Annotated in this window: 20 protein-coding genes, 1 tRNA gene and 1 pseudogene; 8 read left to right on the forward strand and 14 right to left on the reverse strand. The window is 66.8% G+C overall.

The genetic code is table 11. The features are described from left to right. Nucleotides 1-5: 5 nt before the first annotated feature. The 5 genes and pseudogenes from FDY95_RS26935 to FDY95_RS08295 all read right to left on the reverse strand — a co-directional run. A pseudogene (locus FDY95_RS26935) lies at nucleotides 6-125 on the reverse strand (zf-HC2 domain-containing protein); the annotation flags it as partial. 4 nt (nucleotides 126-129) lie between these two features. Then, nucleotides 130-753, reverse strand: coding sequence for a sigma-70 family RNA polymerase sigma factor (locus FDY95_RS08280; protein ID WP_138076590.1), 624 nt, complete (start codon nucleotides 751-753; stop codon nucleotides 130-132). Between the two features lie 139 nt (nucleotides 754-892). Further along, entirely contained in the window at nucleotides 893-2,158 is a 1,266-nt protein-coding gene (locus FDY95_RS08285) for a cation:proton antiporter (RefSeq protein ID WP_138076593.1), read from the reverse strand. 116 nt (nucleotides 2,159-2,274) lie between these two features. After that, complete coding sequence (locus FDY95_RS08290) at nucleotides 2,275-3,651, reverse strand: DUF389 domain-containing protein (RefSeq protein WP_138076595.1); 1,377 nt, start codon at nucleotides 3,649-3,651, stop codon at nucleotides 2,275-2,277. A gap of 10 nt (nucleotides 3,652-3,661) precedes the next feature. Then, nucleotides 3,662-4,069 carry a hypothetical protein gene (locus tag FDY95_RS08295; protein ID WP_138076599.1) on the reverse strand — a complete coding sequence of 136 codons (408 nt, stop codon included), beginning with the start codon at nucleotides 4,067-4,069 and terminating at the stop codon, nucleotides 3,662-3,664. Between the two features lie 240 nt (nucleotides 4,070-4,309). Between FDY95_RS08295 and nhaA the strand changes: the two genes are divergently transcribed. Together nhaA and FDY95_RS08305 are read left to right on the forward strand one after the other, a co-directional pair. After that, the gene (gene nhaA, locus FDY95_RS08300; protein ID WP_138076602.1) at nucleotides 4,310-5,629 is read left to right on the forward strand and encodes a Na+/H+ antiporter NhaA; all 1,320 of its coding nucleotides are present in this window, start codon (nucleotides 4,310-4,312) and stop codon (nucleotides 5,627-5,629) included. 148 nt (nucleotides 5,630-5,777) lie between these two features. Then, nucleotides 5,778-7,244: a mechanosensitive ion channel family protein gene (locus FDY95_RS08305; RefSeq protein ID WP_138076605.1), complete on the forward strand. Its 1,467-nt coding sequence runs from the start codon at nucleotides 5,778-5,780 to the stop codon at nucleotides 7,242-7,244. Between the two features lie 677 nt (nucleotides 7,245-7,921). On the opposite strand, the gene FDY95_RS08310 is transcribed toward FDY95_RS08305, so the two are convergent. From FDY95_RS08310 to FDY95_RS08335, 6 genes are all read right to left on the reverse strand, one after another. Continuing rightward, on the reverse strand, nucleotides 7,922-8,206 hold the full coding sequence (locus tag FDY95_RS08310; protein WP_138076608.1) for a hypothetical protein: 285 nt from the start codon (nucleotides 8,204-8,206) through the stop codon (nucleotides 7,922-7,924). A 5-nt stretch (nucleotides 8,207-8,211) separates the two neighbouring features. After that, nucleotides 8,212-8,285 (reverse strand) — tRNA-Asn (locus tag FDY95_RS08315). Between the two features lie 97 nt (nucleotides 8,286-8,382). Further along, nucleotides 8,383-8,826, reverse strand: coding sequence for a Rieske (2Fe-2S) protein (locus FDY95_RS08320; RefSeq protein ID WP_138076611.1), 444 nt, complete (start codon nucleotides 8,824-8,826; stop codon nucleotides 8,383-8,385). 272 nt (nucleotides 8,827-9,098) lie between these two features. Next, nucleotides 9,099-10,502: a DUF3500 domain-containing protein gene (locus FDY95_RS08325; protein WP_138076614.1), complete on the reverse strand. Its 1,404-nt coding sequence runs from the start codon at nucleotides 10,500-10,502 to the stop codon at nucleotides 9,099-9,101. A gap of 34 nt (nucleotides 10,503-10,536) precedes the next feature. Further along, nucleotides 10,537-11,898 (reverse strand): HupE/UreJ family protein, encoded by a 1,362-nt coding sequence (locus FDY95_RS08330; RefSeq protein WP_246073964.1) that lies wholly within the window; start codon nucleotides 11,896-11,898, stop codon nucleotides 10,537-10,539. 122 nt (nucleotides 11,899-12,020) lie between these two features. After that, nucleotides 12,021-12,410 carry a hypothetical protein gene (locus FDY95_RS08335; protein WP_138076617.1) on the reverse strand — a complete coding sequence of 130 codons (390 nt, stop codon included), beginning with the start codon at nucleotides 12,408-12,410 and terminating at the stop codon, nucleotides 12,021-12,023. A 469-nt stretch (nucleotides 12,411-12,879) separates the two neighbouring features. On the opposite strand from FDY95_RS08335, the gene FDY95_RS08340 reads away from it, so the two are divergent. The 3 genes from FDY95_RS08340 to FDY95_RS08350 all read left to right on the forward strand — a co-directional run bounded on the left by FDY95_RS08340 (nucleotide 12,880) and on the right by FDY95_RS08350 (nucleotide 17,552). After that, the gene (locus tag FDY95_RS08340) at nucleotides 12,880-15,435 is read left to right on the forward strand and encodes a TonB-dependent receptor domain-containing protein (protein ID WP_212744873.1); all 2,556 of its coding nucleotides are present in this window, start codon (nucleotides 12,880-12,882) and stop codon (nucleotides 15,433-15,435) included. Nucleotides 15,436-15,678: 243 nt separating this feature from the next. Then, entirely contained in the window at nucleotides 15,679-16,797 is a 1,119-nt protein-coding gene (locus tag FDY95_RS08345; RefSeq protein ID WP_138076620.1) for a sensor histidine kinase, read from the forward strand. After that, nucleotides 16,794-17,552 carry a LytR/AlgR family response regulator transcription factor gene (locus FDY95_RS08350; protein ID WP_138076622.1) on the forward strand — a complete coding sequence of 253 codons (759 nt, stop codon included), beginning with the start codon at nucleotides 16,794-16,796 and terminating at the stop codon, nucleotides 17,550-17,552. The genes FDY95_RS08345 and FDY95_RS08350 overlap by 4 nt, the downstream gene beginning before the upstream one ends. Before the next feature lie 371 nt (nucleotides 17,553-17,923). Here FDY95_RS08350 and FDY95_RS08355 read toward each other — a convergent pair whose 3' ends face one another. The 3 genes from FDY95_RS08355 to FDY95_RS08365 all read right to left on the reverse strand — a co-directional run bounded on the left by FDY95_RS08355 (nucleotide 17,924) and on the right by FDY95_RS08365 (nucleotide 24,151). After that, nucleotides 17,924-19,060: a TlpA disulfide reductase family protein gene (locus tag FDY95_RS08355; protein WP_138076624.1), complete on the reverse strand. Its 1,137-nt coding sequence runs from the start codon at nucleotides 19,058-19,060 to the stop codon at nucleotides 17,924-17,926. A gap of 93 nt (nucleotides 19,061-19,153) precedes the next feature. Next, the gene (locus FDY95_RS08360; RefSeq protein ID WP_138076627.1) at nucleotides 19,154-21,811 is read right to left on the reverse strand and encodes a T9SS type A sorting domain-containing protein; all 2,658 of its coding nucleotides are present in this window, start codon (nucleotides 21,809-21,811) and stop codon (nucleotides 19,154-19,156) included. A gap of 198 nt (nucleotides 21,812-22,009) precedes the next feature. Beyond that, nucleotides 22,010-24,151 (reverse strand): glycoside hydrolase family 97 protein, encoded by a 2,142-nt coding sequence (locus tag FDY95_RS08365; protein WP_394348391.1) that lies wholly within the window; start codon nucleotides 24,149-24,151, stop codon nucleotides 22,010-22,012. A gap of 290 nt (nucleotides 24,152-24,441) precedes the next feature. On the opposite strand from FDY95_RS08365, the gene FDY95_RS08370 reads away from it, so the two are divergent. The 3 genes from FDY95_RS08370 to FDY95_RS08380 are packed head-to-tail and all read left to right on the forward strand — an operon-like array spanning nucleotide 24,442 to nucleotide 26,240. Next, the gene (locus tag FDY95_RS08370; protein ID WP_171025594.1) at nucleotides 24,442-24,900 is read left to right on the forward strand and encodes a thioredoxin family protein; all 459 of its coding nucleotides are present in this window, start codon (nucleotides 24,442-24,444) and stop codon (nucleotides 24,898-24,900) included. 5 nt (nucleotides 24,901-24,905) lie between these two features. Next, the gene (locus FDY95_RS08375) at nucleotides 24,906-25,994 is read left to right on the forward strand and encodes an FAD:protein FMN transferase (protein WP_138076633.1); all 1,089 of its coding nucleotides are present in this window, start codon (nucleotides 24,906-24,908) and stop codon (nucleotides 25,992-25,994) included. 9 nt (nucleotides 25,995-26,003) lie between these two features. After that, nucleotides 26,004-26,240, forward strand: a complete 237-nt coding sequence (locus tag FDY95_RS08380; protein ID WP_171025595.1) for a DUF4266 domain-containing protein — start codon at nucleotides 26,004-26,006, stop codon at nucleotides 26,238-26,240. The last annotated feature ends 10 nt before the right edge of the window (nucleotides 26,241-26,250 follow it).

The raw sequence follows: 26,250 nt of genomic DNA on the forward strand, positions 1-26,250 counted from the left end.
TACGGGCACAGGCGCAGGTGGGCCCGCAGCTGCACCTGCGTCTTGAAGGGCAGCGTTTCATCGGCCCGCCGCTCGATGAGCAGCGTGGCCTGCCGGCAGTTGAACAGGGGCGAGGGAATGGACATGACGCTAGGTTTGACGGGGCGAAGGGAGCTGAAACCAGTTTTTTTCCAGGCAGCGCCGCAGCTGCAGCTTGGCCCGGTGTACGATAACCCAGTAGTTGGCCGCGGTCAGGCTCAGCTCCTGGCAGATGTCCTCGGCGGGCAGCTCCTCCACGAAGCGCAGCACGAACACGGCCAGGTGCTGCGCGGAAAGCCGCTGCTGGCAGCCCTGCAGCACCCGTTGCAGCTCTTGCTGCTCCAGGGCCAGGTCGCCGCGTCCTGCCTCGTCGGTGGCCCAGGCGGCGGGGTACTGCTCGGGGTGCCAGTGGCCGTCGGCGGGGCGAAAAAACGCGGCTTCGGGGGCGTGGTCGGGCGTCAGGTCGAGGGGCACGAAGGGCGAGCGGGCCTGCCGCCGGTAGTGGTCGACGAGCTTGCGCTTCAGAATCACGAACAGCCAGGTGCGCTCCGAGGCCTGCCCCCGAAACGAATCCAGCGCGCCCAGGGCGCTGACGAGCGTTTCCTGCACCAGCTCCTCGGCCATGGCCGCGTCGGCCACCCGGCCCAGGGCGTAGCGGTACAGCTCGTCGCCGAAACGGGCCAGCCACAGGTGCGGCTCGGCGGTGGGGGCGGCACGGTCCGGAGGGGCATTCATCGGCAGAGGGCGGAGCGGAGGACAACGGCAGCCGGTGGGGCCGGCCGTGGGTAAGGTAGCCGGTTGGACGCCCCCGGCGCGGTGTCCTTACGCCGGCTCGTCAAAAAAACATGCCCTGCTCCCACCGCGGGACGTTGCCTTACTCGGGCTGCGGCTCCGCTTCCGCCGCGCCGGCGGGGTACAGGCGGCGGATGAGCCGCTCCAGCGTGAGGCCCTGCCCGATGACGGAAAACAAGACCACGGCGTAGGTAATGGCCACGATGAGGCCTTTGTGCGGCACGGCGTTGCTGATGGACAGGGCCAGCGCCACCGAAATGCCGCCGCGCAGCCCGCCCCAGGTCATCATCAGCGGGGCGTTGTTATCCAGGTTGAGCCAGCGGCGGGTGAGCCGGTAGGGCAGCCACACGGCCAGGTAGCGGGCCAGCAGCACCAGACCGATGGCCAGCAGGCTGATCAGCCAGTAGGACGGCTCGAACTCGATGACCAGCAGTTCGATGCCGATGAGCACGAACAGCAGCGCGTTCAGAATCACGTCGATCAGCTCCCAGAACTTGTCCACGTACTCCTCGGTCTGGTGGCTCATGGCGTCCTGCCGGGCCCGGTCGCCCACGAAGAGGCCCGCCACCACCATGGCCAGCGGCCCCGATACGTGCAGGCGCTGGGCCAGCAGGTAGCCGCCCATCACGGCCGCCAGGGTCAGCAGCACCTCGGTCTGGTAGTGGTTGATGGAGCGCAGCAGCCGGTACAGGCCGTAGCCCAGCACCAGCCCGAACAGCACCCCGCCGCCCGCCTCCTGCACGAACAGCCAGGCAATGCCGCCGGCCCCCAGTTCCTGGCCCAGCACCAGCTCGTAGACGGTGGCGAAGATGACCACCCCCACCCCGTCGTTGAAGAGCGACTCGCCCACGATGTTGGTTTTCACGCTTTCCGGCAGCTTGAAGCGGGCCAGGATGCCCAGCACGGCAATCGGGTCGGTGGGCGAAATCAGCGCCCCGAACAGCAGGCACAGCGGGTACGAGAGGTCCAGCGCCAGCCAGCGGCTGAGCCCGTACAGCCCCGTACCGATCAGGAAGGTGCTCAGCACGGTGCCGACGAGGGCAAACAGCATCACCGAGCGCCGCTCCACCCGCAGTTCAGCCGCGTCGGTGTGAAAGGCGCCGGCGAAGAGCAACAGGCTCAGCATCACGTCGAAGAGCACCCGGTCGAAGTCGATGCCGGCCACGGCCTGGCGCGTGTGCGCAAACCACCCGGGCTGCACCCAACCAGCGGCCAGCACCAGCAGCGAAAAGCCCAGCGACACGACCATGATGCCGATGGCGTCGGGCAGTTTCAGGAAGCGGGAGTTGAGGTAGGCAAACGCCGCGGCCACGACGATGAGCAGCGTGATGAGGGTAAATAACTCCATGGGCAACGGTGCGGGTGGGCGCGCAAGATAGAGACGCGCACAGGGGATGCCGCCGGCGCGGCTACTTGCTCCGGGCCAGGACGCGCTTCATCTGCGCCATTTCGCGTTCCTGGGCGTCAGCGCCGGGTGTCCACAGGCTCCACCAGCAGCTGAACGGTCCGTTTGCCGCCGGCGCGTACGCGCAGCCACTGGTTCAGTCGCTGCTGTTCGGCCGCGGGCAGCGGCCGGCCCGTACGCACGGCCACCACCAGCGTCGTGTCGGCCCGCAGCGAATCGACAGCGGGCTGCACCAGGCGGCTGAGTCCTAATTGCTGAACGTCGGGGTGCTCGGCCTGCACCTCCCGCAGCAGGGCGGGGGCGGCCGGCAAGCCGGTCAGGGCGGGGTTATCGGCCTGGGTGAGCAGCTGCTGTAGCTGGGCCAGCCGGGCATCGTAGCCGGCCAGGGTTTGCTCGTTGCGGCTGCGCACGTCTTCCAGCAGGCTGTTGCGCATGGTCTGGGCATCGGCCGAATCGAGCTGGGCCAGCCCTTGGCGCACGGTCAGCTCGGTCTTCTCCAGCCGGTAGCGGCCCAGCGCGGCCCGCGCCGTGCGCAGCTGGGCCCGCGTCAGCACCTGCCCGGCCAGCAGCACGTTGATGTGGCGGGTATCGGCCTCGATGCGGCGGGTGACCACGTACGTGCCCGGCTGCTGGTTGAACTGCTCGTCGACGAAGCGCTGGGCGTTGTGGGCGAATACGGTGCGCTGCACGATGCGCGCGGCCAGGTAGAGGCTGGGGACGCCGGTGAACAGGGCCACCAGCCAGATGCCGAGCTGCACCCGCCGCGCCCGGTGCGGGCTGGCGAAGGAGTGGTGCGGCAGGGGCAGAATACGGGCCACCAGGAAGGTAGCCAGGCTGATGAACACGCCGTTGATGCTGAACAGGTACAGGGCCCCGAACATAAACGACCAGTGCCCCGTGGCCAGCCCGTAGCCGGCCGTGCACAGCGGGGGCATCAGAGCCGTGGCAATGGCCACGCCCGGCACGGCGTTGCCCCGCTCGCGCCGCGTCAGGGCCACGGCCCCGGCCGCGCCGCCAAACAGGGCAATGAGCACATCCCAGGTGGTGGGCTGGGTGCGGGCTAATAGTTCGGAGCCCGCATCGGTGAGGGGCGTGAGGCGGAAGTACAGCGCCGAGACCAGGATGCTGATGCCCGCCGCGATAAGCAGGTTTTTCACCCCGCGCTGAATCAGATCCAGCTTCACGGTGGCCGCCCCGAAGCCGATGCCCACAATCGGCCCCATGAGCGGCGAAATGAGCATAGCCCCGATGATGACGGCCGTGGAGTTGACGTTCAGCCCCACCGAGGCCACCAAGATGGCGAAGATTAGTACCCACAGGTTGGTGCCCCGAAAGGCCATGCCTTCCTGCACATCGGCCACGATGTCGGCCGGGTCGGCCATGTCATGGGCCAGGTCGAAACGCTGACGCAGCCAGCGCAAAAGCGGCACATTCATGGGCCCAAAGCTACGCCGCCCGCAACCAGTCCGCCGCCGGCGCCGGGTCGTCGAACAGGCCCACCGTCAGGAACCGGCGCAGGTCGTGGACCACCGGCCCGGTATGCAGGCGGTGGCTGGGGTTGGGGGCGGGTAGGGCGGCGTAGCGCACGAGACCGGTGCGGGTCGCCACGTCGGGCAGCCAGCGCGTGAGCAGCCACTGCTGGTCGGCGGCGGTGGGCGGGGCCGTGGCAGCCCGGTGGTCGGCCAGCACGCCGCGCAGCCCGGCCCGCTCCAGCAGGTTGCGGGCGTGCACGTAGAGGGCCCGCCACTCGTGGCTGCTCAGCGGCTGGTCGGTCCAACGCAGGGTGAGGTAGGCATCGGGGACGTAGAGCACGGCGCCGAGCGCGTTGGCGAAATAGGTGTGGGTAGTGGGCATGCGGCAAGGCAGATCAGCTGGAAGCGTAACGCCCCGGCGGCGCCGCTCGTTCCGATCAGGGCTGGGGGCGGTCAGTCAGGAATGACAAAAGCCCGCCAGCAGCGGGCCCTTGTGCGGCGTTTTTCAGACGGAAAGCGGAGCAACGTCCGTCCACTACGTAATTCCCGACCTTCGCGGCCAGGGTTGGCCCGTTTCAGTTGCGCACGCGCCGGCCCGCCTCCTGCCCTCTAACTCTTTCTAATGGCTGTACCTCAACTCGTTCGCCCCCTGGTCCGGCCCTTCGCCGAGTTTTTCCGGCGCGAGGCCGCTGGCAGCATCGTGCTGCTGCTGAGCGCCGCGCTGGCCCTGCTGCTGGCCAACACCAGCTGGGGTCCGGCCCGCTACTTCCCGGCGGTGTGGGACGAGCATTTCCGGCTGTCGTTCGGTCAGCTGGTACTCGACAAAAGCCTGCTGCACTGGATCAACGACGGGCTGATGACGGTGTTCTTCCTGATTGTGGGCCTGGAAATCAAGCGCGAAATGCTCGACGGAGAGCTGGCCTCCGTGCGGCAGGCGGCCCTGCCCATTGCCGGAGCCCTGGGCGGCATGCTGGTGCCCGCGCTGCTCTACGCGGTGTTCAACCACGGCACCGCCACGGCCGGCGGCTGGGGCATCCCCATGGCCACCGACATTGCCTTCGCCCTGGCCGCCTTACAGCTGCTGGGCTCCCGGGTGCCGCTGGGCCTGAAGGTGTTCCTCACCGCCCTGGCCATCGTCGACGACCTGGGGGCGGTGCTGGTCATTGCCGGCTTCTACACCCAGGAAATTCATCTGCCCTACCTGCTGGCGGCCCTGGGCGTGTGGCTGGCGCTGCTGGGGTTGAACCTGCTGGGGGCCCGCAGCCTGTGGCTGTACCTGCTGCTGGGCGTGGTGCTCTGGTACTGCACCCTCGAGTCGGGCATCCATGCCACGCTGGCCGGGGTGCTGCTGGCCGTGGCCATTCCTGCGCGCATCGGGCAGGCGCGGCCGGCGCTGCTGCGCCTGCTGGAGGAGCGGCTGCGCTTCATCAGCCTGGAAGCCCACGCCCGCGACGCCGACCCTCGCACCATCAGCGAGGAGCTGGAGGAGCTGTCGGAGCGCATCAGCTCCCCGGCCCAGAAGCTGGAGCAGCGCCTGCACTCGGTGGTGGCCTTCGGCATCATTCCGCTCTTCGCCTTCGCCAACACCAGCCTCACGCTCGATGGTTCGGTATTCGGGCAACTGACCTCGCCGCTGGCGCTGGGCATCCTGGCCGGGCTGGTGGTGGGCAAGCCGCTGGGCATCGGCACGCTGGCCTGGCTGACGGTGCGCCTGGGCTGGGCCGCGCTGCCGGCGGGCGTGACGTGGCGGCAGCTGTGGGGGGCGGGGCTGCTGGGCGGCATCGGCTTCACCATGTCGCTGTTCGTTACGCTGCTGGCCTTCGGCGTGCATTCTTCGGCCGAAGCCGTGGCCAAGCTGGCCATTCTGCTGGCGTCCGGCCTGGCCGGCACGCTGGGCTGGCTGTGGCTGCGGGCCGTCCCGGCGCCGGCGGAAGCTGGCTAACCAGCCCCGGCCGCGTTACTCCGCGTGCCGGGCTACTGCCACAGCACCGCGAGCTGGCGCAGGGCCTGCCGCTGGCGGGTTTTGACGGTGCCGGGCGGCAGCTCCAGGTATTCGGCCACTTCTCTGTTTTGCGCGTCTATTGCTGCTTATGAAGTGCCTTTTCCTCTGCTGGTTACTGGTGCTGAGCTGGGGCGCCGTTGCCCAGCCCGCCGATTCACTGGCTTCCGGTGCCCGGCCGCCACGTCCGGCCGGCGCCGCCGTCGTGCTGCCGCCCGCCGACACGCTGTTTCGCGTCTACGGCCGGGTGGGCTCGTTCGGGCCAAAGGAGCGGGCCGAGGCCATCCAGCGCCGCCTGCTGGCCCTGCTCGACGCCCCGCTGTTCCGGCCCGATTCGCTCCACGTGGTGGATGCGGAGCGCGACTCCGAAATCATGTACGCCGACACTCACCTGCTGAGCGTGGGCGAAGCCGAAGCGCAGGCCCTGGGGCAGCCCCGGCCGGCCGTGGCCCGGTTAATACCTCGGCATCCTGCGGCGCCACCTCACGGCCGCCCAGCAGGCCGGCAGCCTGACCGAGCTGCTCCAGCGCGGTGCCCTGGCCGTACTCACCCTGCTGATGCTCGGCGGGCTGATTTACGGGCTGAACCGGCTGTTTCGGGCCATCAACCGGCCCATCCTACGCTGGCGCGGCAGCCCCCGGAAGCCCTGGCGCATCAACACGAGCTGCTCACTCAGGCGCGGCAGCTGACCGTGCTGCGCACCGCCCTGAAGCTGCTGCGCCTGGTGCTGGTGGCCCTGACGGTGTACCTGGCCCTGCCGCTGCTGTTCAGCCTGTTTCCGTGGACGGAGGGCTTCTCGCGGCAGCTGCTGGGCTACGTGCTCGGGCCGGGGCAGCGGGTGGTGCTGGCCGTGGTGCATTACGTGCCGAACCTGCTCACCATCGTGGTCATTTACTTCTTCACCACCTACACCGTGAAGCTGCTGCGCTTTCTGGCCGGGGAGGTGGCAGCCGGCAAGCTGGTTATCGAGGGCTTCTACGCCGACTGGGCGCTGCCGACCTTCAACCTGGTGCGCTTCGCTCTGTACGTGTTCATGTTCATCGTCATCTTCCCCTACCTGCCCGGCTCCGATTCGCCGGTGTTCCAGGGCGTGTCGGTGCTGCTGGGCTTCATCATCTCCTTCGGCTCCACCTCGGCCATCGGCAACCTGGTGGCCGGCATCGTCATCACCTACATGCGCCCGTTCAAAGTCGGCGACCGGGTGAAAATCGGCGAAGCAGTGGGCGACGTGCTGGAAAAGACCCTGCTGGTCACGCGCCTGCGCACCATCAGGAAAGAGGACATTACCATCCCGAACTCCAACATCCTGACCGGTCACACTGTGAACTACAGCGTGGCCGCCGAGCGCGAGGGGCTGGTGCTGCACTCCACCGTCACCATCGGCTACGACGTACCCTGGCCGCAGGTGCACGAGCTGCTGCTGGCGGCGGCCCGCGCTACGCAGGGCATCGAGGCCACACCCGCGCCCTTCGTGCTGCAAACCAGCCTGGAGGACTTCTACGTGGCCTGCCAGATCAACGCCTACACCCGGCAGCCGCACCGGCAGGCCGCCCTCTAGAGCCTGTTATGGACTGCTGCGTCAAAATGCGGTTTGTAAAAATGGGCCTAACGCATTAGAGGCCCGCCACGGCACGCAGGCCGTGCTTTTGACCTGCGGGCTACTTGCGGCTCATGAGCAAGCCCGTAAAAAAGGCCCTCTACTGCTCAAAAAGTCAATAACAGCCTCTACTCCGAGCTGCACCAGCACATTCAGGAGGCGTTTGCCCGCGCCGGCGTCGAGATCATGTCGCCGCACTACCGGGCTACGCGCACGGGGCCGGAGGCGGGCAGCACCATCCCGCAGCTACCAGTCGCACCCGAAAACAGCCAGCAAGCACCGACCAGCTGACCAAGGCGCCGCCGCCCGGGCCGAGCGGCTTTCCTGTACCAGACGCAAGGCTTCGGCCCTGAATGCCTCGTCGTATCTGCGCCGTTTCCCCGGCTGATTGATGTGCCAGGTGCTTGCCTTGACAAATGGGGAATACGTCCGCACGCTGTCCACGTCAACCGGGCCACCTCATCCCACTTCCGGTTCAAACCCGATTCTTTGGCTACCTGCTTGATCCACTCGTTGCGGTCCTGTGCATGCCGCCGGGGAAACTGCCCGTTCCACCGTCCGCCGATAAGCAAGGCAATGGGCGGCAGCGGCACCGCGGCATCCAGGCCGGTTTGCCCTTCTTCTCGGGCGTGGCGTGTTCACCGGTGTCCAGCAAGGGGTTCTTGGTTGTGCCAGCGCATCATGATGCGCACGGGGCAATAGCCAGCTTTGTTGATGGCCGCGAGGCGGGGAAAGAAGCTGACGTTGATTTTGCGCCGGTGGACGGGCAAACGTTGCACTTGGGGTCTTGTACTGGCCAGGTTACTGGTTTCTGTACTGGTTATGCTACTGCTGTAGCCACAAATACCGGTATGACCTTCAACACAAACCTCGTCCTGCGCCCTGGAAATAAAAATACCCGCCGGGTAGGGCGGGTATTTCATTGCTGCGCTCCCTCCTGGGCTCGAACCAGGGACCCTCTGATTAACAGTCAGATGCTCTAACCGGCTGAGCTAAGGAAGCGGTTATGGCGGCGTTTCATTGCCGTTGCGGGTGCAATATTAGATACAGAAAAGGCCTTACGCAAGTTCTAGGTGAATATTTTTTTTGATAATTATTATTAGTTGGTGATGTACAGCAAGTTGCCGTTTAAGGTGGTGGTGTATTGGCGCAACGACCGGCGGGCCGGCCCGCTAGTGGGCAGGCCATTGGTCAGATCAAAACGTGACGCACAGCAAGTGTCAACGAGGAAAAAGCGGGAGGCATCTACGCTGACTTTGGCGCAGGCGTCATAGGGTTGGTAGGAGCAGTTGCGTTCGAATGCCAAGTATTGTTGGGCACTCTGCCGCACCACGATGATGCCCCGCACCCCGCCCGGCCGGTAGATAAATCCTTTGTCGAAGCGCAGCGCGGCTGCTTCTTGAGTGGTGAGATTAACCAAGTCGCTGACCACCGCCGATGGTATGGCCGGCTCCACATTGGCATCGGACGACCCACAGCCAGCCAGACATGCCAGCAACAACCCCATGGCCGACAGCAAATACAAACGAGACGAAATAGGCATGGCGCAATAACGTCAGAAGCTCGCTTTTGTGTTCAACCTGACGGTAGGAAACGTGCCATAGTTGCCCCAGGTTGGATACTCCGGTTGCTGGGTACTTTGTTGGACGCGGGGGCAAAGCAGTATTACGAACAGGCGCAGGCAAACAATTAAGCGGAGGGTAGGCGAGGGGCTTACACCAACGAAGCGCTGGCCACTAGGCCAGCGCTTCGTTGGTGTGGAGAGGTATTGCCAAGCTGTGTGCGGTCAGCCGGCGGCTGCCCCCTTGGCCGGTCTTACTTCACAATGAAGCGGTGCGTGGCGGGAGCTTTGCCGTCGGCCACGAGGCTAAGCACGTAGGTGCCGGGGGCCAGGCCATCGGTGGGCACCTGCACGGCGTCACCGCGGAAGGATTTGCTGGCCAGCGTCTGGCCCAGGGTGTTGCGCAGGGTGTAAGTGGCGGCGGTGGCGCTCTGGGCCAGCTGCACCTGCAGGGCGCGGCCGCCGGGGGCGGGGTTGGGATACACCGAGAAGAGTTCGGCCGATTTGGCCACCTGCGTGCCCGTCACGGTGGTGTAGAAGTTGCCGCCGTAGTCGCGGGCCCGGTCGCGCCAGATGGTGTGGTAGTGGATCTGGTTGCGGTACACCACCCCGCCCTGGCAGGCAAACTCAATCCACACGTTGGGCCCGTCGATGCGCACGTAGTCGCCGCTGGTGGTCAGGTTGCCGGTGCCGGCGTAGGCAATATAGGTGTTGGCCAGCTGGGTGCGGTAGTAGGCCAGCAGGCTGGCGGCGGTGGCGTCGTCGGCATCCTGCACCCAGGGCGCCATGGCGTTCATCACCAGTTCCTGCTGGGCGGCGCTGAGCTGGCTGACCGGCAGCCCCACGCGGGTGACGGGGAAGTTGCCGTCCTGCCCCGGCCCCAGCACGATGTCGTTGAAGGTCTGGCTCAGGAAAGCGGTGCTTTTCTGGGCTGCGGTCAGGCCGTTGAGCATGGCCAGCATGGCGGCGGCCTCGTTGCTGAGCGGGGCGCACACGGTGCCGGTGGCAAAGACGTTGGCGTTGGCCGTGGTGAAGGTCAGCGGCTCGGTGGCTTCAAACTTGGGCGTGGGCCCGGTGGCGTAGCCGTTGCTGAAAGTGATGTTGGTGGCCAGGTGGTGGCCGCCGAACTGCAGCATCCAGGTGCTGGTGGTGCTGGGCGTGCCCAAGAAGGCAATGAGGTAAACGCCGCTGCCGTAGGCCGAGCCGCCACCGTTGGCCGTCAGGTTGTCGTCGGCCGCCCGGATCTGCTGCACCTCGTTGAACCCGTCGCCGCTCACGGTGCCGGTAGCGGCCTGCACCACGGCCAGGGCCGCGGCCTGCTGCGCCGCCGTGAGGGTGCTAAGCTGCAGGCCCAGGCGGCTGCCGGGGCTCACGGGCAGGTTCGACCACTTCTGCACGTTGGTGGAGTTGAACGTCTGCTGCAGCGTGGCCAGCTGGCTGCTGCTGAGCGTGGCCATGAAGGCATTGGCGGCCGTCACCACGTCGGCCACCGAGGCCGTGGAGCTGACGCTGCGCACGCCGGCCACACCTTTGGCGCTGGTGGCGGCCGCAGGAGCAGCCAGCGCGGCCACCGGGGCCAGCGGCGAGAAGAAATCAACGACCTGTTCGTAGGCCGAGGCCGCCAGCAGCAGCGGGGCGACGAGTACTAACTTGTTCATGACAAAGACGGGAAGAGTTGAGGTAGAAGCGAATTCAGGATAAGCGCGTCGGTAGCTGGGGGCTGTAAGCGGGCTGTGCGCGGTAACGCCGGTAGCTGAGCAGCGCGCCCGCCGCCAGCAAGGCCAGCAGCCAGGGCGCCAGCCCGGCCGCGCGGGCCACGAGAGCCGAGAAGGGCGTGCCGTCGAGCACGGTGCGCTCGATAATCCAGGCCAGGGCGGCCACGGCGGCGCCCACGGCCCCCACCACACGCACCGGGGCGTAGCGCGGCGTGCGGCTGAGCAGCAGCAGCCAGGGCACCGTCAGGCCGATGACCAAGAGCTGCATCAGCTCGATGCCGAGGTTGAAGCCCAGGATGCTCAGCGCCATCGGGCCGGCGCTGAGGTGCAGGCCCGCCAGGGTGCTGGCAAAGGCCAGCCCGTGCACCAGCCCGAAGCCGGCCGCCACGTAGGCCTCGCCCCCCGGAAACAGCGGCCGCAGCGCGTGCCCGGCCGAGACGAGAATGGACACGGCAATCAGCACCTCGACGGGCGGCGCGGGTAGCCGCAGCCAGCCCAGCGCCCCGGCCAGCAACGTGAGCGAGTGGCCCAGGGTGAAAGCCGTGACTATCCGCAGCAGGCGCCGGAGGCTGTAGCGCACCCCGCCGAAGCCGCCCCAACGGCTCCCGGCCGCCAGCAGCGGCGCCGGCAGCAGCAAGGCCAGCAGAAACAGCAGGTGGTCAGTACCCTCGGCAATGTGGCGCATGCCCAGCCCTACCATGCCGCGCAGGCCCGCCCACCAGCCGCCAGTGGCCGCGCCCTGGTCCACCACCAGCGGCGGCACCACGTTGTTGCGCACGTCCAGCCGAATCACGCCTACCGCCGTCGGGGCGTCGTCGCCCACGCGGCCGGCGGCCCAGTCGCGCCGCACCGATACCAGGATGACGTGCGTGACGACCTGGTGCACAATGGCGTCGTAGTGCAGCGTGAACGTGCGCGCACTGGCTCCGGTGGGCGGCTGCAGCCACAGCTGGGCCGTCAGCTCCTGGTATGGGCCGGTGGCGGTTTGCTCCGCGTCGTGTACCTGCTGCAGGGCGCCCACGCGCACCGTCCAGGGGCGGCCGTCGGGGCTGACGGGGCGGATGTGCTGCGCCAGGTAAGCGCGCAGCTGCGGGCCGAATTCGGCCACCAGGCTTTCAGGGTGCAGCAGCAGCTGGTGGCCGAAAGCCGGCTCCAATTCACTCAGCGGCAGTTGCAGCTCCGCCGCCACGCCGCCCGGCTGCAGGTCCAGCACCACCAGGGAGTTGGGCATGGGGTGGGCAGCCAGACGGCCCGGGCCGATGCTCAGCAGGAGCAGCAGCCCGGCGTAGCAGCGCCAAATCAGCGGGCGGAAAAGCAAATTGGGCGTGGTTGTTTTCATGCAGGAGATGCGCCGAAGCTAGGTCGGCAGTAGGCAGGACAGCCAGCCGGCGCGGGGTAGGAGTGGGGCGGTGGGTAATGCCGGGCGCGGAGAATATGCCGCCACGCTCGTTGATGGTCGGTTTAGCGGTACAGGGCCACCCAGGTACTGAGCACGGTGCTCGGGGTGGCGGTGAGCTGCTGCAGCTGGTCGAGCTGGGCGTTGCTCAGCAGCAGGCGCAGGGTTTCGGCGGCGGGCACGGTGGTTTCGGCGGCGCCATCGGGGGTGGCGAGCAGGGAGTGGCGCAGGGCCAGGGCCTGGTGGGGCTGCAGGCGCAGCTCGGTCACCAGTGCCCGCAGCAGCTGCTCGGGGGCGCAGTCGAGGGCGGCCAGGGGCGAAAGGTTCACCGGCAGGTCGGCCACCTGCACGCGCGGGGCGGGCACTTCGCGGTCGGCGAGCTGGGCGCGGGCCGGGCAGGCAGCGGCCAGCAGAACGGGGACGAGCAACAGGCGGAGGCAGGCGGCGAAAGTCATGGCAGAAACGGAAAGCTGGTGGGGCCACGGCGGCCGGGTGAGGCGCCGTATCTGCATCGAAATTGCACTGGCTCATTGCCACATATCGACTGCAATAGACTGCGTAGGTTTTTTTGCCGACTGAGCCTGGCATTCAGCCGATAAGCGCCAACGCGCGGCCGCCTACGCCCGCGCTGGCCAGTTGGTCGATGCAAAGGCGTGCTTCGTCGGGAAACGGGCGGCCGCGGCCGTCGATGGGGCGTTTTGAGCAGGTGTTGATTGCAAAGCCAGCGGGATGTTGCCGGCCGGCAAGCGGCTGCGGGCGGCACCGTCGGGCTGAGCCTTTTCGGGCAGAACGGGCCGGCGACTCCCCGGCTGGAATCGGGCGTTCATGCTGCGAAATCCGGCACTCAACCATATCGACCCGAACCCGGGCGGGCGGCGGCGGTAGCTTTGTGGCACTACCGGCCACTGCCCGGAACCCCTTGTTATGAAAAGCCAGCTTGTCTGCCTAGCCCTTATCAGTACGCCTCTGCTCGTCAGCGCCCAAGACCAGCCCCGCCCCGAGGGCCAACGCCCCGGCGGGCAGCGCCCGGCGGGTGCCCCCGCTGTCGGCGACGCCCGCCCCGCCCTGCCCGGCCCCGTGGTGCAGGGCAGCGGCAAGCTCACCGGCACGGTGCTCGACGCGGGCACCAAGCAGCCGGTGCCCTTCGCCACGGTGGCCCTGCTTAACGCCGCCGGCAAGCCCATCGACGGCAGCGTGGCCGACGACAAGGGCAAGTTCAGCATCGGCGGTATCCCGGCCGGCACCTACACGGTGCAGGTGAGCTTTATCGGCTACAAAAATCTGGAGAAGCCCGGCGTGACGTTCAGCGACGCGGGCGAAACCCAGAACCTGGGCACGCTCACGCTGGCCTCGTCGGCACAGCAGCTGGGCGAAGTGGTGGTGCAGGGCCAACGCTCCTTGGTGGAGGAAAAGGTGGACCGCACCGTGTACAACGCCGAGAAGGACGAAACCACCCGCGGCGGCGACGCTACCGACGTGCTCAAGCGCGTGCCGCTGCTGTCGGTGGATTTGGACGGCAACGTGTCCTTGCGCGGCTCGTCCAACATCAAGGTGCTCATCAACAACAAGCCCTCGACCATTGCCGCCAGCAACGTGGCCGACGCGCTGAAGCAGATTCCGGCCGACCAGATCAAGTCGGTGGAAGTCATTACCTCGCCCTCGGCCAAGTACGACGCGGAGGGCTCGGGCGGCATCATCAACATCATCACCAAGAAGGACAACCTGCAGGGCAAAACGCTGGACCTGCGCACCAGCGCGGGCTTCCGCACCAGCGACCTGAGCCTGAACGCGGGCTACCGCCAGGGCAAGATGGGCTTCACGCTCGGCGGCGGCGTGCGCACCAGCTACAACACGCCCGGCTCCTTCGAAAACTCCCAGCTGGCCACCTCGCCCGTCGACGGCACCCAGCGCCTGACCACCCAGCAGGCCGACGCCCGCCGCCAGAACCTGGGCGGCCGCGCCAACTTCGGCTGGGACTACGACTTCAACAAGCAGAACGCCCTGTCGCTGGGCGTGCAGCTGGGCGTGCGCAACGGCACCAACTACCAGGACCGCCTGCTGACGCAGACGTACAGCGGGGCCAGCACCAGCGGCACCCTGCTCAGCAGCTCCCTGCGCGACGCCGTCACCACCGACCGCACCAATAACCTGGACCTGAGCCTGACTTACAACCACCTGTTCGCCAAGCCCCAGCACGAGTTCAGCCTGCTCACGCTCTACAGCCGCACCAACGCCACCAACGACTTCACCAACACCCTCTACGCAGGCGACGCGGTGACGCAGCGGCTGAAAAACCAGAACGACAGCTACAACCAGGAAGCCACGGTGCAGGCCGATTACCAGGTGCCCATCGGCAAAAGCCAGCTGCTGGAGCTGGGCGCCAAGGACATCATGCGCCGGGTGCGCAGCGAGTACACCTACCTGCTGGCCGACGGCGCCACCGGCGACTTCCGGCAGCTGCCCGGCAGCTCGCTCACCAACGTGTTCAACTACAACCAGAACGTGGCCGCCGGCTACCTCTCGTACACGCTGAGCTTCCTGAAAACCTACTCGCTGAAGGCCGGGGTCCGCTACGAGCACACCGACATCAACGCCGACTTCCAGACCGGGCAGACGGTGCAGCTGCCCAGCTACGACGTGTGGGTGCCCAGCGTAAACCTTTCGCGCAAGCTCGCGAACGGCGACATGATCAAGGCAGCCTACAACCGCCGCATTCAGCGCCCTTCGCTGCAGTTTCTGAACCCCAACATTCAGGCCGCCAACCCGCTGAACGTGACGCAGGGCAACCCGCTGCTGCGCCCGGAGTTTACCAACAGCTACGAGCTGTCGTACAGCACCTTCCTGAAGGGCACCACGCTTAGCTTCAGCGGCTTCGCCCGCAATACCGACCACTCCATCCAGGCCCTGCGCACCTTGCGGGGCGACACCATTCGGACCTCTTATGCCAACATCGGCACCGAAAACGCCTACGGGGTGAACGTGTTTGCCAACGTGAACCTAGCCGGCAAGCTCAGCCTCAGCGGCGGCCCCGACCTCTACTACGCCGTGCTGCGCAACAACGGCACCGACCCGCTCTACAACGCCTCGAACCGGGGCTGGGTGGTGAGCGGGCGCATGTTCGGCAGCTACAACTTCACTCCGAAGTGGGGCCTGCAGTTCTTCGCGTTCTACCGCGGGCGGCAGGTGCAGCTGCAGGGTTACCAGAGTGGCTTCGGGGTGTACAGCCTGGGCCTCAAGCGCGACCTGTGGGACAAGAAAGGCAGCCTGGGCTTCGGCCTGGACAACTTCCTGACGCCGACCAACCGGGTGCGCAGCTCGGTGGAGTCGCCGCTCATCAGCCAGCGCAGCGTGAATACCATGCAGATGCTCGGCTTCCGCGTCAACTTCAGCTACCGCATTGGCAAGCTGACTACCGCGCCTACCCAGCGCCGCAAGAAGGAAGTGACCAACGACGACCTGAAGGGCGGCGAGGGGCAATAAGTCGTGCTCCGGGCGCCTCACGGGACCCCTCCGGGGCCGGCTCCCCCTCTCCAAGGGGAGAGGGGGAGCCGGACGTCAGCAATGGCATTATGCTGATGCCGGGGCGAGTGACGCTGTCAGTTGGCGCGCCGCCGTGCCTACATTAACCGAAAGGATACACCAACTACCTCCCGCAGTCGTCAGGCTCCCCCTCTCCCCTTGGAGAGGGGGCCGGCCCCGGAGGGGTTCCGTGACGCCAACACCATGACCGCAGCTCCCGCCCCGGCTACTTACCACCTGAGCGCCCGCCAGAAATGGAAGCTGGCGCTCAGCCTGGTCATCATCTACTTCCCGATTCACACCTACCTGAACTTCCCGGAGTGGCACCAGAACTGGGACGGGCTGCTGCGCTCGGTGCCCTTTCTGCTGATGCAGGTGGTGGTGATGCTCGGCTTCTACTTCATCTGGCTGAACCTGGTGGAGTGGATTCAGCAGCGGCTGTTCGGCTGGTTCGGCGAGGACTTCTTGCTGGAGCTGAAGCTGCCCGCCCAGTTGGCCACCCTGCTGGTGTCGATGGTGCTGGCGGCCGGGTTTATCCTGGTGTATAGCACGCTGATCCGCACCTTTTTCCACCTGCTGCCGGGGCTGCGCTCCAGCCGGCCGCCGGGGCTCACGCCCGAGCACCTGGCCCTGCACCGCCGCGCCAACGACGGCTTCTTCCTGATGCTGATGCTCTCGGCCTTTTACCTGGTGGCCAACAGCCGGGCCTTGATGCGGGTGCGGGCCTTCCACCTGCGCGCCGAGCAGCTCGAAACCGAAAACCTGCAGGCCCGCTTCGCCGCCCTCAAAAGCCAGGTGAACCCGCACTTCCTGTTCAACAGCCTGAGCATTTTGTCCTCGCTGGTGCACGTCGACGCCGACCTCTCGGAGCGGTTCATCGACCAACTCTCGCGGGCCTACCGCTACACCCTGGAGCAGCAGGACCACGACCTGGTGCTGCTGGGCACCGAGCTGGACTTCATCAAGGCGTACACCTTCCTGCTCAAGATTCGCTTCGACGAGAAGTTCGACGTGCAGGTGGACGTGCCCGAGGCCACCCGGCTGGCCTACCGCCTGCCCCCGCTCACCCTGCAGCTGCTGGTGGAAAACGCGGTGAAGCACAACACCATGTCGCGGCAGGAGCCGCTGCTGGTGCGCATCGAGCAGGAGGGCGACGCACTGGTGGTGCGCAACACCCTGCAGCGCCGCCCGGCCAGCTACCCGGGCACCGGCGTGGGGCTCGAAAACATCCACAACCGCTACCGGCTGCTGACCCCGCGCCTGGTGGGAGTGGCCGTCACCAACCGCGAATTCATCGTCCGCATTCCCCTGCTGCCCGCATGAGAGTCCTGATCATCGAAGACGAAAACCTGACGGCCCGCCGCCTGGAAGGCCAGCTGCGCAAGTACGACGCGGCCATCGAGGTGCTGGAGCGCCTGCCTTCGGTAGCCACGGCCGTGCAGTGGCTGCAGGCCCACCCGGCGCCCGACCTCATCTTTCTCGACATCCACCTCGAAGACGACCTGGGCTTCCGCATCTTCGACCAGGTGCAGGTCAGCTCGCCCATCATCTTCACCACAGCCTACGACGAGTACATGATCCAGGCCTTCAAGGTGAACAGCATCGATTACCTGCTCAAGCCCATCAACTACGAGGAGCTGGTGGCGGCCATCGAGAAGTACCAGCGCCTGCGCCAGCACTTCGCCCCGGTGGATCTGCCGGCCCTGCTGCGCCTGGTGAGCCCCACGCCCGCCCCGGAGTACAAGGAGCGGTTTCTGGTGTCGGTGGGCACGCGCCTGCGCAGCGTCGAGACGCAGGAGGTGGCCTACTTCTGCTTCGAGGACGGCGCCACCTTCCTCATCACGCGCCAGGGCCAGCGCCTGGTCATCGACTACAGCCTCGACAAGCTGGGGCAGGTGCTCAACCCGCGGCAGTTTTTCCGGGTGAACCGGCAGTACCTCGTCGGCATCGGCGCCATCGACACCATTCACAACCACTCGGCTGGCCGCCTGGAGCTGACTTTGCAGCCCGTTGCGCGTCAGCCGGTGCTGGTGAGCGTGGACCGGGCCACCGAGTTCAAGGACTGGCTGGGCCGCTAAGGCCGGTTCGGCTTCCGATGAACAGCCGCCGCCCTGCCGGACGCTACCGCCAGGCACCACGCAGCTCATTCGCCAAAAAGAAGAACCCGTTCAGGTCCAACCTGAACGGGTTCTTCTTTTTAGCTGCCCAGTTCGGCTCTAACCCCGGTTAGTTCCTCTTTTTGGATACCCAGTTCGGCTCCGACCTCAGTCAGCTCCTCTTGTTGGCTACTCAGTTCGGGTCTGACCTCGGTTAGTTCTTCTTTTGGGCGACTCAGTTCGGGTCCGACCTGAACTGAGTCGGTTTGGATGGTAACCAGCTGGGGTTCGACCCGAACTGGTTCGGGTCGAACCCGACCCTGCGGCCTCCGGGGGCGGGCTCCGCGAGGATATTAGTTCGACTTCTTCAGCAGGCGGCCCAGGGTGGCGTGCAGCTCCTCGCCGGTGAGGTTGGCGGCCACGATTTTGCCTTGCGGGTCGATGAGGAAGTTCTGCGGAATGGCCTGCACGCCGTATTCCTGGGCGGCGGCGTTCTGCCAGTACTTCAGGTCCGATACCTGCGTCCAGGCCAGGCCGTCGGCCTGAATGGCCTTCAGCCAGGCGTCGCGGCCGGTGGGCTTGTCGAGCGACACGCCGAGCACGGTGAAGCCCTGGTCCTTGTAGGCGTTGAAGGCCTTCACCACGTTGGGGTTTTCGCGGCGGCAGGGGCCGCACCACGAGGCCCAGAAATCAAGCAGCACGTACTTGCCGCGCAGGCTGCTCAGGGCCACGGGCTTGCCGTCGGGGTCGTTCTGGGTGAATTCGGGCGCCGTGGCCCCGATGGCCACTTTCTGCACGCGCTTCAGCTGCTCGGCCAGGCGCACCCCGGCGGGCGTGGCGCGCAGCGCGGGCGTGAGGCCGTTGTAGAGGGCCGCGAATTCATCGGCCTTGGGCACGTAGCCGATGGCCTTGGGCAGGGCAAACAGGCTGTAGCGGGCGCCCGGGTTGGCTTTCACGTAGGCCGCGTACACCTGCTGCTCCTGGGCGTCGAGCGGGTCGAGCTTGGCTTCCAGCGCCTTCACGGTGGCCGCGTCGCCCTGCTTTTCCTTGGGCAGGGCGCGGAATTCCTTCACGTAGGCGTCGTACTTGTCCGACAGCGGCTTGAGCTTGGCCTGCAGCTTGGCGTCCTCCACGTTCAGCGGGGTGCCGGCCACGGTGGCCTTGCTGGCCGAGTCGGCGGTGGTGACGGTGATGGTGCCCTTCTCCAGGTACAGCGTCGTCACGTCCTGCGACTTGCTGAGCGGGGCGCCGCCGTGGCTGAAGGTGAGACGGGCAGCCAGCGGCTCGGCCTGCGCGCCCTTGAACTCAAACGTGCCGTTCTGCACGGCCACCGAGTCGGTCACGCGCTGCTTGTTGAGCGCGTAGCTCAGGTAGGCCTTGGTCACGTTGGCTTTGGGGCCGAGCTTGCCTTTCAGCACGTAGGTTTCGCCGGGGGCCTGGGCGGCCGTCAGCGCGAGCAGCGCGAGGCTGCCGGAGAGTAGGGTTTTCATCAGGAAGCGGTGAGGGTAAGCGGATACAGACGGGACGACGGGAGGAATGCGCCCACAATGACGCCATTTCAGCCGAAAGGTGGCGCGCCGGGTTTAGCGCACCACCACGCGGCGAGTGGCGGAGCCACAACGAAGCAGGTACACCCCGGCCGGCAGCCCCTCGACCGATACCGTGAGGGTTTGGGCACCGGCGGGCAGCTGCATCTGCCGCTGCAGGCGGCCCCGGACATCGAGCAACTGCACGGTACGCGCGCTGGGGCTGCGCGGCAAGGCCAGCGTGACGTGGTGCTGCGCCGGGTTGGGGTAGAGGTCGGCCACGGGCGCCGTGGCCGCCCACTGGCTGGCCGTGGCCACGGCCGGGTCGTAGATGCCGACGTAGTTCATAATCAGGCTTTCGTCGCCGACGGCCGTGAAGCTGCCCCCAGCCATCAGGCGGTTGCCGACGGCTGCCAGGCCGTTCACGGCGTTGTTGGTGCCGGTGCCCAGGCTGCTCCAGGCGGAGCCGTCCCAGCGGGCCACGTTGCTGACGGCCGTGGGGCCGGCCTGCGTCAGGCGCCCGCCCACGTACACATCACTGCCGATAACCGCCAGGGCCTGCACGGTACCCGTGACGCCGTTGCTGGTGCCGGTGCCCAGGCTGCTCCAGGCGGTGCCGTCCCAGCGGGCCACGTTATTGGCCGCCATGCCGCCGATCTGGGTGAAGCGGCCACCCGCGTAGAGCGTCGAGCCGGCGGCGCTCAGCGCGTAGATGGGGCCATTCAGGGGCGTGCCCGCCGCGCTCCAGCTGTTGCCGTTCCAGCGGGCCAGGTTGGTGACGGTGGTGCCGCCGGCGTTGTTGAACTGCCCGCCGACGTATAAATCAGTGCCCACCACGGCCATGGCCGACGCTTGCGCGAGGGTTGGGTGCGTCAGGCCGGAGCCGAGCGGAGTCCAGGCGGTGCCGTCCCAGCGGGCAATGTTGTTGGCCGCCACGCCGCCGGCCTGGGTGAAGGTACCGCCCACGTACACATCGGCGCCCACCACCGCCAGCGAATACACGTTGCCGTTTACACCGTTGCTGGTGCCGCTGCCCAGGCTGCTCCAGGTGGTACCGTCCCACTGGACCACGTTGTTGGCACTGACGCCGCCGGCGCTGAAGAACAGCCCGCCCACGTACACCGTTGAGCCCTTTACGGCCACGCTGCGCACTTGCATACCCCCGGCGTACGCGCCGCTGTACAAGGGCGTCCAGCCCGCGCCGTTCCACTTCGCCACGCCTTCGACGGCCACGCCGCCAGCCTGCTGGAACAGGCCGCCCGCGTACACATCGGAGCCGTGGGCGCTGAGCGTATACAGGCTCCCATCGAAGCCGTGGAAGCCCGCGGCGCCCCCCGGGCTCAGGTTGCTCCAGCTGCTGCCCGTCCAGCGGGCAATGTTGTCGGCGCGAATGCCGCCGGCGCTCAGGAAGCGGCCGACTACGTACAGATCGGTGCCTGCCACCAGCAGGGCCTCGCCGCCGGCGCCCGCACTCAGCGGGCCCAGGCCCGTGCCCACGCGGCTCCAAGCGGTGCCGTTCCAGCGCACGAGGTAGTCGGCCACCGCGCCGTAGGCCTGCTGGAAGCCCCCCGTCACGTACATATCAGACCCCACGAAAGCTATGGCGTCGACACTGCCGTTGCTGTTGCCGTTGGCAAAGCCCGCGCCGCCCACGCGGCTCCAGCCCGAGCCGCTCCACTTCGCCAGGCAGTCGACGGTAACGCCGCCGGCCTGCTGAAAGCCGCCGCCTACATACACCTCGTTGCCTTGCAGCACGATGCAGTTCACCAAGCCGTTGGTGGGCGTGCCGATGCCCGAGCCCAAGGTACTCCAGTCGGTGCCGTTCCACTTGGCAATGCGGCTGGCGCTGCGGCCCCCGGCTGTGTCGAAGGAGCCGCCCACGTACAGGTCGCCGTTGGCCGCTACCGCCAGCGCCGACACCTGGGGAATAACGCCGCTCACGCCGTTGTTGGGGCCGGTGCCCAGGGCGTCCCAGGCGGTGCCGTCCCAGCGGGCCACGCTGTTGGCGGCTACGCCGCCGGCCGCGTTGAAGCGCCCGCCCACGTACAGGTCGCCGTTGGCCGCTACCGCCAGCGCCGACACCAGCAAGGACTGCCCGCTCGCCTGGCTGAGGCCACTGCCGAGGCTGCTCCAGCTGCCGTTGCTCCACTTCGCCACGTGGTTGGCCGCCACGGTCCCGGCCGTGGTGAAGCGCCCGCCCACGTACAGGTCGCCGTTGGGGGCGGCGGCCAAGGCGTATACCGTGCCGCTCACGCCGTTATTGCCACTCACGCCGTTGTTGGTGCCCGTGCCCAGACTGCTCCAGGCGCTGCCGTCCCAGCGGGCGATGCTGCGCGCCACCACGTTGCCGGCGGTGCTAAACTGCCCGCCTACGTAAATAGTGGTGCCGATGCGTGCTACGGCGTACACGCGGTTGTTGGGGCCGGCCATGCCAAAGCCCGTTTGCCAACGTTCGTCGCCGGTGCCGAGGACTGACGCCGGGCGGAAAACGGGATGCCCGTCGGGGGCGGTGAACATGCGAAATTGGCGGGCGTCGAAGGTGCCGTGCGCCCCCGGGCGCAGGGAGCCGTCGGGGGCCAGGGCCTCCGCCAGCGAGGAAGCTGCGTCGTGGGGCGCCGCGGAGGCCAGGCCGGCCATCAGCAGCCAGCCCAGCAAGGGCAACCAGCACTTCGACCGGCGCGACAGAAAGACGAGGGGTAAAAGAAGTAGGGGCATAGAATGGAGAAACATTAAGGCTATCAAAGATAAAGTGACGAGGCGGTAGATGATGCCGCCGCAGTACCGGGGGCTACCGTTGTGTGGGGTTGCATTCCACGCCAAACGGGCCGCACCTTCCTGAAAAGTGCGGCCCGTTTGGCGTGGGTCTAGAGCAAGCGGGCCGGCTGCTCCGGCAAGCCCGGCGGCGCGGTGCGCTTAGCGGCCGGCTTCGACCAGGCTGATGGCGTAGCCGCCGCCGGGGGCGCAGCGCTGAGTCAGCTTGGTTTTGCGGGTCACCGTCTGCTTGCGGATCTGGTAAGCCTGCGGGTTTTTCTCGTAGTGCGCGTCCGGGGCATCGGCGTAGATGGTGGCCACGTACTTCTTGCCGGGCTCCAGGAAGCTCAGGTCGATGGCGGAGGTGCGGCCCTGCTCGTCGCAGGTACTGCCGATGAACCAGCTGCTCTTGCCCTTGGCCTTGCGGGCGTAGGTGATGTAGTCACCGGGCTCGGCTTCCAGCACCTTGGTGTCGTCCCAGTCCACGGCCACGTCCTTGATGAACTGGAAGGCGTCGAGGTGCTGGTTGTAGGTCTCGGGCAAATCGGCCGCCATCTGCAGGGGCGAGTACATGGTCACGTACAGGGCCAGCTGCCGGGCCAGCGTCGAGTGCACGAAGGAGGTGTTCTGCGGGTTGTAGGCGCTGACCTTGGTCTGGAAAATGCCCGGCGTGTAGTCCATCGGGCCGCCGATGAGGCGGGTAAAGGGCAGGATGGTGGTGTGGTCGGCGTTGTTGCCGCCAAACGACTCGTACTCCGTGCCCCGCGCCGCCTCGTTGCCAATCAGGTTCGGGTAAGTGCGGGCCAGGCCGGTGGGGCGCACCGCCTCGTGGCCGTTCACCATGATGTGGTGCTGGGCCGCCTTTTCCAGCACGAAGTTGTAGTGGTTGATCAGCCACTGGTCGTAGTGGTGGTGGCCCAGCGGCACGATGTCGCCCACGTAGCCGGTTTTCACCGCGTTGTAGCCGTACTTGTTCATGAACTGAAACGCCGAGTCGAGGTGCCGCTCGTAGTTGCGCACCGAGCCCGAGGTTTCGTGGTGCATGATGATGCGCACGTTCTTGCTCTGGGCGTAGCGGTTCAGCTCCTGCACGTCAAAATCGGGGTAGGGCGTCACGAAGTCGAACACGTAGTCCTTGTGCTTGCCGAACCAGTCTTCCCAGCCGGTGTTCCAGCCCTCCACCAGCACCGCGTCGAAGCCGTGCTGGGCCGCGAAGTCGATGTACTCCTTCACGTGGGCGTTGTTGGCGCCGTGCGTGCCGTTGGGCTTCACCTTCCGGTAGTCAACGGAGTCGAGCTTGATGTTGTCCATGTTGGTGTACGACCAGGTGCTCTTGCCCGTAATCATTTCCCACCACACGCCCACGTACTTCACCGGCTTGATCCACGACACGTCCTTGAATTTCGTGGGCTCGTTCAGGTTCAGCACCAGCTTCGAGAGCAGAATGTCGCCGGCCTTGTCGCTGACGATAACCGTGCGCCAGGGCGAGTTGGCCGGGGTCTGAATCAGGCCCTTGTCGCCCACCGCGTCGGGCGTCAGGTGCGAGGTCAGCACCATCGTCTTATCGTCCAGCTCCAGGTGCATGCAGGAGTAGTCGATGAGCGCCGCCTCGTGGATGTTGATGTAGAGCCCGTCCGCGCTTTTGAGCATCAGCGGCGTCTGCAGGCCGGTGGGGGAGAAGGTGGTCTGCGAGGCGTTGCCCGTCACGGCCGATTTCATCAGCCCGCGCACTTCCGAGAGCTTGGAGGTGACGGTGCTGTACTCCTGGGTGTCGTAGTCGCCGGGCAGCCAGAAGGCTTTATGGTCGCCGGCCAGGGCAAACTCGGTGCGCTCCTCCTTGATGGTGAAGTAGTCGAGCTTGGGCTGGCGCGGAAACTCGTAGCGGAAGCCCAGCCCGTCGTCGAACACCCGGAAGCGGATGCGCATCGTGCGCTGCGTCTCAGCCTGCGTCAGGGTCACGGCCAGCTCGTTGTAGTGGTTGCGGATGGTTTTCGACTCGCCCCATACCGGCGTCCAGGTCTCGTCGAACGAGCGGGTCTGCTTGTCCGTCTGCGCGAAGCCGCTCTGCAGGCTGGTGGTCTTCTTCAGCTCCAGGCCCAGCTTGCTGGTTTTGATGACCTCGCGGCCCTTGTAGCGCAGCCGGTACGTCGGCACGCCGCCCTGCAGGTCGAAGTTCAAGGTCAGCTGCCCGTTGGGCGACTTGACTTCCTCGGCCCGGGCCGTCAGGCCCAGCAGCAGGCAGAGCAGGGTGAGCAGCCGGGCGGGGCCAAAAGATGGTAGGAATGAGGTAGCGCGGTGCATCATAAACGGGCCGGGTTGGTGGGAAAGCAGAAACTGCGGCCCGGCAAAGGTGCGGCAAGCACAAAACATAAAAAAATAACGCAAGTAAAAACCGCCCCGCCCGGAGTAATTAGTCACTCACGCCCCGCGGCGGCAAGCGGCGCGTCCCCGCGCTGCGTAGCCGCGTCCCTAGCCGTCATTCAGGCGCCGCCCGCGGTTTAATGACAATAATCATCAACGCCGGGGAACTGCTGACGTATGGTAGCGGGGTTAAGGCATTAAAGCGCTTTAATCCTGCCAACCCCACTTCCGCCATGCGTTTCCTCTTTCTCTGCCTTGCCGCGCTGCTGAGCTTCTCGGGCGCCCGGGCGCAAACTCCCGCCGCCGTCACCTGGAACAACGACCTCGTGGCGGCTCTGCAACAGGCCAAAGCCGCCAATAAGCCCGTGCTGGCCGTTTTTTCGGGCTCCGACTGGTGCAAGCCCTGCATCATGCTCAAGCAGGAAGTGTTCGACCAGCCCGAGTTTCAGCGCTACGCCCAGGACAAGCTGGTGCTGGCCCGTTTCGACTTTCTGCGCAGCAAGAAAAACAAGCTGCCCGCCGACCAGACCAAGCGCAACGAGCAGGCCGCCGCGCAGCTCAACAAGGAAGGCTCCTTCCCGCTGGTGGTGCTGCTCTCGCCCGAAGGCAAGGTGCTGGCCAAAACCGGCTACCGCCCCGGCGGGCCCGCCGCCTACGACGCCCACCTCAGCCAGCTGCTGACCAACCGCTAACTCGCATGCATTCGATCTGCCGCTTGACCGGCGCGCTGCGGCGCATGGCGCCGGCCGCGCTGCTCCTGCTCGCGCTGCTGGCCGTCCCGCCGCTGGCCCGGGCGCAGGCGCCCCGGGCCGCGCCACCGCGCAACTACATGCGCGCCGCCCACCTCATGGGCTCCCGCTTCACCTTCACCGCCGTGGCCACCGACGACTCGCTGGGCTGGCGGGCCGTGCGCGCCGGCATCCGCGAAGCCCAGCGCATCGACCGCCTGTTCTCGTACTGGGATTCGACCTCGCAGGTAATCCGGATCAACCGCAACGCGGGCCTGCGGCCGGTGGTGGTCGACCAGGAAGTGTACGACCTGATTCAGCGCACGCTGCGGCTCTCGGCCCTCAGCGGCGGCGCCTTCGACATTACCTTCGCCGGCGGGGAGAAAATCTACAAGTTCGACCGGCAGGAACACGCCGCCCTGCCCGCGCCTGCGGTGATAAAAGCCTCGGTGGCCCGCATCGACTACCGCAAAGTTATCCTCGACCCGGCCGCGCACTCCGTGATGCTCCAGGACAAGGGCATGCGGATGAACCTGGCCGGCATTCTGCAGGGCTACGGGGTGCGCCGCGCCCAGGCGCTGATGCAGCAGATGGGCATTCGGGGCGGGCTCATCAACGGCTCGGGCGACGTGTCGTGCTGGGGCCGGCAGGCCGACGGTTCGCTGTGGCGCGTGGCCATCGGCGACCCGCAGCACCCGCACGGCGGCATCAACAGCTGGCTCGACGTGACCGACGTGGCCGTGGTGACGGCCGGCAACTACGAGCAGTACTTCACCGTGGGCGGCAAGGTGTACGGCCACATCATCGACCCGCACACCGGCCTGCCGAGCACCGGGCTGAAGTCCGTCACCATCATCTGCCCCGACGTGGAGCTGGCCGACGGCCTCGACGAAGTCGTCTTCGTGAAGGGCGCCGAGGCCGGGCTGGCCTTTATCAACGGCCTGAAGGGCGTCGACTGCACGCTCATCACCGACGACGGCCGCACGCTCACTTCCAAGGGCATGCAGGTGCGCTACTATTCCAACCAACCGGCCCCGGCCACCGCCGCCAAACCCTGATCTGACTCCATGAATCTTCCTCCCATATTGCCCCGGCTGGCGCTGGGCGCGCTGCTGCTGCTGGGCGGCAGCGGCCTGACGAGCTGCGTGTCGGTGGCGGCTTACCAGAAAATGTACCTCAACGACGAGGACATGCAGCTGGCCAACAAGCGCATCGAAACCTACGAAACCAACTTCGAAAGCTACCGCGAAGGCGCCGGCGGCGCCAACGGCGGCAAAGTCGGGGGCGGCTGCGGCTGCAACTAACGGACCGCGC

The organism is Hymenobacter jeollabukensis (assembly GCF_005771675.1).
Taxonomy (GTDB): Bacteria; Bacteroidota; Bacteroidia; order Cytophagales; family Hymenobacteraceae; genus Solirubrum; species Solirubrum jeollabukense.

Bases quoted from the DNA above. Each gene is read 5' to 3' on its own strand.
- FDY95_RS08330 (WP_246073964.1), bottom strand. From the start codon at position 11,898: ATGAAAACAACCACGCCCAATTTGCTTTTCCGCCCGCTGATTTGGCGC.
- FDY95_RS08380 (WP_171025595.1), top strand. From the start codon at position 26,004: ATGAATCTTCCTCCCATATTGCCCCGGCTGGCGCTGGGCGCGCTGCTG.
- FDY95_RS08280 (WP_138076590.1), bottom strand. From the start codon at position 753: ATGAATGCCCCTCCGGACCGTGCCGCCCCCACCGCCGAGCCGCACCTG.
- FDY95_RS08320 (WP_138076611.1), bottom strand. From the start codon at position 8,826: ATGCCTATTTCGTCTCGTTTGTATTTGCTGTCGGCCATGGGGTTGTTG.
- FDY95_RS08375 (WP_138076633.1), top strand. From the start codon at position 24,906: ATGCATTCGATCTGCCGCTTGACCGGCGCGCTGCGGCGCATGGCGCCG.
- FDY95_RS08285 (WP_138076593.1), bottom strand. From the start codon at position 2,158: ATGGAGTTATTTACCCTCATCACGCTGCTCATCGTCGTGGCCGCGGCG.
- FDY95_RS08340 (WP_212744873.1), top strand. From the start codon at position 12,880: ATGAAAAGCCAGCTTGTCTGCCTAGCCCTTATCAGTACGCCTCTGCTC.
- nhaA (WP_138076602.1), top strand. From the start codon at position 4,310: ATGGCTGTACCTCAACTCGTTCGCCCCCTGGTCCGGCCCTTCGCCGAG.
- FDY95_RS08355 (WP_138076624.1), bottom strand. From the start codon at position 19,060: ATGAAAACCCTACTCTCCGGCAGCCTCGCGCTGCTCGCGCTGACGGCC.
- FDY95_RS08345 (WP_138076620.1), top strand. From the start codon at position 15,679: ATGACCGCAGCTCCCGCCCCGGCTACTTACCACCTGAGCGCCCGCCAG.
- FDY95_RS08370 (WP_171025594.1), top strand. From the start codon at position 24,442: ATGCGTTTCCTCTTTCTCTGCCTTGCCGCGCTGCTGAGCTTCTCGGGC.
- FDY95_RS08350 (WP_138076622.1), top strand. From the start codon at position 16,794: ATGAGAGTCCTGATCATCGAAGACGAAAACCTGACGGCCCGCCGCCTG.
- FDY95_RS08335 (WP_138076617.1), bottom strand. From the start codon at position 12,410: ATGACTTTCGCCGCCTGCCTCCGCCTGTTGCTCGTCCCCGTTCTGCTG.
- FDY95_RS08295 (WP_138076599.1), bottom strand. From the start codon at position 4,069: ATGCCCACTACCCACACCTATTTCGCCAACGCGCTCGGCGCCGTGCTC.
- FDY95_RS08365 (WP_394348391.1), bottom strand. From the start codon at position 24,151: ATGATGCACCGCGCTACCTCATTCCTACCATCTTTTGGCCCCGCCCGG.
- FDY95_RS08360 (WP_138076627.1), bottom strand. From the start codon at position 21,811: ATGCCCCTACTTCTTTTACCCCTCGTCTTTCTGTCGCGCCGGTCGAAG.
- FDY95_RS08290 (WP_138076595.1), bottom strand. From the start codon at position 3,651: ATGAATGTGCCGCTTTTGCGCTGGCTGCGTCAGCGTTTCGACCTGGCC.
- FDY95_RS08305 (WP_138076605.1), top strand. From the start codon at position 5,778: ATGAAGTGCCTTTTCCTCTGCTGGTTACTGGTGCTGAGCTGGGGCGCC.
- FDY95_RS08325 (WP_138076614.1), bottom strand. From the start codon at position 10,502: ATGAACAAGTTAGTACTCGTCGCCCCGCTGCTGCTGGCGGCCTCGGCC.
- FDY95_RS08310 (WP_138076608.1), bottom strand. From the start codon at position 8,206: ATGAAATACCCGCCCTACCCGGCGGGTATTTTTATTTCCAGGGCGCAG.